Annotated in this window: 8 protein-coding genes and 1 other RNA gene; 6 read left to right on the top strand and 3 right to left on the bottom strand. The window is 40.9% G+C overall.

Going from position 1 to position 5261, the window contains the following annotated elements; all coding sequences use genetic code 11:
- Positions 1-204, bottom strand: a 204-nt coding sequence (locus RAC86_RS35020) for a hypothetical protein (RefSeq protein ID WP_377886649.1), incomplete at its 3' end; no start/stop codon positions are given.
- A 4-nt stretch (positions 205-208) separates the two neighbouring features.
- The gene (locus RAC86_RS35015; RefSeq protein WP_004399338.1) at positions 209-472 is read right to left on the bottom strand and encodes a hypothetical protein; all 264 of its coding nucleotides are present in this window, start codon (positions 470-472) and stop codon (positions 209-211) included.
- A 66-nt stretch (positions 473-538) separates the two neighbouring features.
- On the opposite strand from RAC86_RS35015, the gene yocM reads away from it, so the two are divergent.
- Positions 539-1015 carry a salt stress-responsive protein YocM gene (gene yocM, locus RAC86_RS35010; RefSeq protein WP_122895479.1) on the top strand — a complete coding sequence of 159 codons (477 nt, stop codon included), beginning with the start codon at positions 539-541 and terminating at the stop codon, positions 1013-1015.
- On the opposite strand, the gene RAC86_RS35005 is transcribed toward yocM, so the two are convergent.
- The gene (locus RAC86_RS35005) at positions 1002-1229 is read right to left on the bottom strand and encodes a hypothetical protein (protein WP_015383862.1); all 228 of its coding nucleotides are present in this window, start codon (positions 1227-1229) and stop codon (positions 1002-1004) included. The genes yocM and RAC86_RS35005 overlap by 14 nt on opposite strands.
- A gap of 77 nt (positions 1230-1306) precedes the next feature.
- Between RAC86_RS35005 and RAC86_RS35000 the strand changes: the two genes are divergently transcribed.
- The 5 genes from RAC86_RS35000 to recQ form a co-directional block, all read left to right on the top strand.
- Positions 1307-1639 (top strand): hypothetical protein, encoded by a 333-nt coding sequence (locus RAC86_RS35000; RefSeq protein ID WP_003231257.1) that lies wholly within the window; start codon positions 1307-1309, stop codon positions 1637-1639.
- Positions 1640-1713: 74 nt separating this feature from the next.
- A complete protein-coding gene (locus tag RAC86_RS34995) occupies positions 1714-2205 on the top strand; it encodes a TraR/DksA family transcriptional regulator (RefSeq protein ID WP_003231259.1) in 492 nt (163 codons plus the stop codon).
- 149 nt (positions 2206-2354) lie between these two features.
- The gene (gene azoJ, locus RAC86_RS34990) at positions 2355-2981 is read left to right on the top strand and encodes an FMN-dependent NADH-azoreductase AzoJ (RefSeq protein WP_003220143.1); all 627 of its coding nucleotides are present in this window, start codon (positions 2355-2357) and stop codon (positions 2979-2981) included.
- 231 nt (positions 2982-3212) lie between these two features.
- Positions 3213-3398, top strand: a non-coding RNA gene (gene ssrS, locus RAC86_RS34985) — 6S RNA.
- Between the two features lie 141 nt (positions 3399-3539).
- On the top strand, positions 3540-5261 hold a 1722-nt coding region (recQ, locus tag RAC86_RS34980; protein WP_377886648.1), incomplete at its 3' end, for a DNA helicase RecQ.

Genomic DNA, 5261 nt, shown 5'->3' with positions numbered 1-5261 from the left:
ATCAACAAGATCTGCATCTAATACATTTGAAATCGGTACGACAAGAGGAGTAAAGTCGCCATTTTCTTCTCCAAACCCTTGATTTATTTTAGCTGATAAAAAGTAATCGACCTGCTGATACGGACCGAGTGTTAAAGAGGAACCTCGATCCATCGTATTGATTTTAAATCCGCCGACATTCACGACGGAGGGTGAAAAGAACATCTCATCACTTCCTTTTGATTGAGGAGTTAACCGCTTCACTTTCAAAAGAGGCCGGAGAATCAATTTGGTCTCTGTCATCCACATGGCTTCTCGTGCCCATAAATCCGCTCGCATCTCCAAAATTCTGTCCGTAGCCTTGATTTTTTTTATCTGAATTTTGCCATTCTGCCAATAAATTTTGTCCTACGTTAACCGCTGAAGCATTTTCAAAGGAATTAATTTTCAGCATGAAAATATTAATATTGATATACGGAGTTGGTTGAACCACAGGCAAACCTCCTTTCTATAGTTGTATGCTGGCGGTTATAAAGTATGTTAAGACAGGGGGCTTCAAATGGATTTCGAAAAGATGAAGCAGTGGATGGAATTCGCGCAGCAGATGTACGGCGGTGACTTTTGGAAACAGGTATTTGATGAAGACCAAAAAACCCCTTTTATGACAAATGGCCAATCTCCGTTTCCGTTTTCGCAGCAAGATCAGCGAGGGAAAGGAGATGCTTCATTTCCGAGCATGGATATTGTAGATACCGTTACGGAAGTGCAGTTTTTAATTTATCTTCCAGGCTACCGTAAACAAGACGTTCACATATTATCGTACGGAGATTATTTAGTGGTGAAGGGGCAGCGCTTTTCCTATTTTAATGAACAGGACTTTCGCCAAAAAGAAGGGAAATACGGAAGTTTTGAAAAGAAAATTCCGCTTTCCGATCATCTTCATGGAAAGATGAATGCCATTTTTAAAGACGGAATCCTATACATCACCATTCAAAAAGACGAAGGTCAAGCGAAAACCATTGTTATTGATGATTGATTTTCATACTGAGTGCATCTGCCCCATCACGGTCATCAATTGATTCAATCGGAATGACCATAACAATAACATCTGCATTTTGTTCCCCAAAACCGTTATTTCTTTTGATAGCAGAGCACCTGTTCCTTAACTCCGCAGAACCAAAGGTAAGGGATGAGCCGGTGCCTATCGAGTTAGTCTTGAGATGAGAAATATTGATGTTAGTCGGAAGCATGAAAAACTCTCCTTTCTATGGGATATACCTCATTATATATGTAGACGAAAGAGGAGTATGCAAAGGGTCGTGATGTCATGAAAAAAATGTTCCGGTCGCTGATCAGGCATTGCTTGAAACCAGAACTTGACAAACTGCGTGAATGTGAAGAAAGACTCTCAGTGATTGAGAAACAAAAACAAAGCAGCAAACAAGAGTCTGAAGAAACCTATATACATATTGAAACGCTGAATGTCGAAAAAGTTGACTATCATCTTGAATTCGGCGAGCTGACCATTGATGAACTGAGCGGCAGATTAAATATAGGCGCAACCTATTATATACCGCCAGAAGAGAAGGACAAAAAGTGCCAACGAAAACCCGAAGCACCATCGACGCCAGCGGTCACGATCCGTTCAAAAAGGCAGTAGCTCATCTTTCCATCGATGTTCCCATGTTTGACAGAAGGCAAAACGGGAAACAGGATAGAAAGGAGAGGATATACATGGCACTGACAAAAGAACAAACACAGCATCTCTATCATAAATTGCTCGATATGCAAAAAGAATTGTCTGGCGAGAAAAAGGAAACAGAATCAATGACGGAAGAAGTGGGGGAGCTTTCCAATGGGGTTGACAACCATATGGCAGACCACGGGACGCTCGTCACAGACCGGATGACAGACCAAACAGTGAAAGAGATTGACCGGGAGCTGTTAGAGGAGGTCAACCGTGCATTACAAAAGATGAAAGATGGAACTTATGGCGTGTGTGAAAAAACCGGTCAAGAGATTCCTTACGAAAGACTTGAAGCTGTTCCTTATGCAAGAATGACAGTTGAGGCCCAAGCTGATGTGGAGGATGATCTGGAGACAGATGCTCCTTCTTATGAAAGAGAGTTTCATGAACAGGTAAAAGACTTATCCAACAAAGAAACAATTGATCAAAAAAGCTCGCAGACGTATGAAATCTTGGATCGTGAACAAGATTCGAAGTAAAAATGGCAAGAAAGTACACCGTTATTAGATGTACTTGCTTTTTTTTGAAAAAAATCTCATATTCAAAATAAAGTGATTGACTTTGCGTAAAAAAGAAAGTAACATACTATTTGTAAGTAAATATAAAAAGTTTACCGGGAGGAATACAAATGTCTACAGTATTATTTGTAAAATCAAGCGACCGTACAGCTGAAGAAGGCGTTTCAACTAAACTTTACGAAGCTTTCTTAGCTGCTTATAAAGAAAACAACCCTGCTGATGAAGTGGTTGAATTAGATCTTCATAAAGAGAACCTTCCTTACCTTGGAAGAGATATGATTAACGGAACATTTAAAGCAGGTCAAGGAATGGAAATGACAGAAGAAGAGAAAAAACAAGCAGCAATTGCTGACAAATATCTGAATCAGTTTGTAAAAGCTGACAAAGTTGTTTTCGCATTCCCGCTTTGGAACTTCACAGTGCCAGCCGTTCTTCATACTTATGTTGATTACCTGTCTCGTGCAGGCGTTACATTCAAATACACACAAGAAGGACCAGTTGGTTTAATGGGCGACAAAAAAGTTGCACTCCTTAACGCGCGCGGCGGCATTTACTCTGAAGGACCAATGGCTGCACTTGAAATGTCATTAAACTTCATGAAAACAGTTCTTGGTTTCTGGGGTGTTCAAGACTTGCACACAGTTGTCATCGAAGGACATAACGCAGCGCCTGATCAAGCACAAGAAATCGTTGAAAAAGGTTTACAAGAAGCAAAAGATCTTGCTGCGAAATTCTAATGGAACAAAGACTCCTATCACTGCGATAGGAGTGTTTTTGTATACATATTATATAGAAGAAAGTAGTCATTCCTCTTAGCGGAAAAGGCTGTTTTTTTATTGTAATATATTTTTCGGATTGTCGAATCATCAGATATAATAGCGAAAAAGCAGTTTTAATCGCTGGAAAAAGTTTTTCTAAACAATTGTTCTGGCCCCTTGATAAAAAACGGCTGATGGTGTACTATATAAAAGAAGCTACTTTGTGCGTATTGTTAATTAAGTTTTAACCTTTAAGCTGTAATAGGGAGTTTTATATCGAAGCTGGAATGTCATGCCTCCTTGTAGAGGACGACAGGAACGTTTCTGCAAACACCCACTTTGAGGAGTGGTGGTTTAAAACTTTCTTACTTGCATACGGCAAGACGTAGCGAAAGCCATTTCCTTTTTGGAAATGGCTTTTTATTTTATCTAAAAAAGATAGGTATAGTGAAAATTCAATTTCTGTGTGAAAGAAATGAAGGCCGCTTTTTTATGATATGATGGGAGAAATTCAAGGAAAAGCGAGGTTTACACGTTATGTTACATAGAGCCCAATCCCTTCTGGCCCATTATTTCGGTTATGAAAAGCTCCGCAGCGGACAAGAAGAAGCGATCCGCTCGGTGACGGAAGCGAGACAAAATACGGCCTGCATTATGCCGACGGGAGGAGGCAAATCGATTTGCTATCAAATTCCGGCACTAATGTTTGAAGGGACAACGATCGTCATTTCGCCATTGATTTCCTTGATGAAGGATCAAGTCGATGCGTTAGAAGAAGCGGGGATTAACGCCGCCTACATTAACAGCACACAATCCAATCAGGAAATATATGAGAGGCTGAACGGACTCAAAGAAGGGGCTTATAAGCTTTTTTACATTACACCGGAGCGACTTACGTCCACGGAGTTTATACGGATTTTGCAGGACATTGATGTTCCTTTGGTCGCAATAGACGAGGCGCACTGTATTTCTCAATGGGGCCACGATTTCAGGCCAAGCTACAGAAATATTGAAATTTTGTTCCGAGAATTACATGACAAGCCTGTCATCATGGCATTAACAGCAACAGCAACACCTGAGGTTCATGAGGATATTTGCAAACAGCTACATATTCAAAAAGAAAACACGGTACATACCGGATTTTCCCGAGACAATTTAACCTTTAAAGTAGCAAAAGGAGAAAATAAGGATCGTTTTATTGATGAATATGTGCAAAACAACAAACATGAAGCAGGGATTGTCTACACAGCGACCAGAAAAGAAGCTGATCGGATTTATGAGAGGTTGAAACGAAATCAGATCAGTGCAGGCCGGTATCACGGGGGCTTGGCAGATGATGTGAGAAAAGAGCAACAGGAAAGGTTTCTTAATGATGAGCTGCAAGTGATGGTGGCAACCTCTGCTTTTGGAATGGGCATTGATAAATCAAATATTAGATTTGTTCTGCATGCACAAATTCCGAAAGATATGGAAAGCTACTATCAAGAGGCTGGACGAGCTGGACGGGATGGTCTTGCCAGCGAATGTGTTCTCCTGTTTTCACCGCAGGATATTATGGTGCAGCGTTTCCTAATTGAACAATCAGAGCATGAAGAGAAACAAAAGCAAGATTTAAAAAAGCTGAGACAAATGGTCGACTATTGTCACACGGAAGACTGTCTGCAGCGTTTTATCCTTATGTATTTCGGAGAAACGGAGCCTGATGCGTGCGGACAGTGCGGAAACTGCACTGATACAAGGACGTCCCATGACGTGACCCGGGAGGCGCAAATGGTCTTATCTTGTATCATTCGCATGAAAGAACGATTTGGCAAGACGATGGTTGCCCAGGTGTTGGCCGGCTCCAAAAATAAAAAAGTTCTTGAAAACGGCTTTTCCGATCTCTCAACATACGGGATATTAAAACACCAATCAGTAGGGGAAATCAGTGATTTTATCGAATTTCTTATTTCTGACGATTTCATCAAGATGTCAGACGGAACGTTTCCGACTCTTTTTGTCAGCAGTAAAGGGAGGAATGTGCTGAGAGGAGAATTATCAGTAACGAGAAAAGAAGCGTTAAAAGCGGCAGCGATTACTGAAAATGACGAGCTGTTTGAACGATTGCGCATCGTTCGCAAAGAAATCGCGGCAGAGCAGGGTGTTCCTCCTTTTGTCGTTTTCTCTGACCAAACGTTAAAAGAAATGTCAGGAAAACAGCCCGTAAATGATGAGGAACTTTTGTCTATAAAAGGAGTCGGAGAACAAAAAAGAGCAAAA

It is taken from the genome of Bacillus sp. LR_5, assembly GCF_042709275.1.
This window is presented reverse-complemented; position numbering and strand designations above follow the sequence as displayed.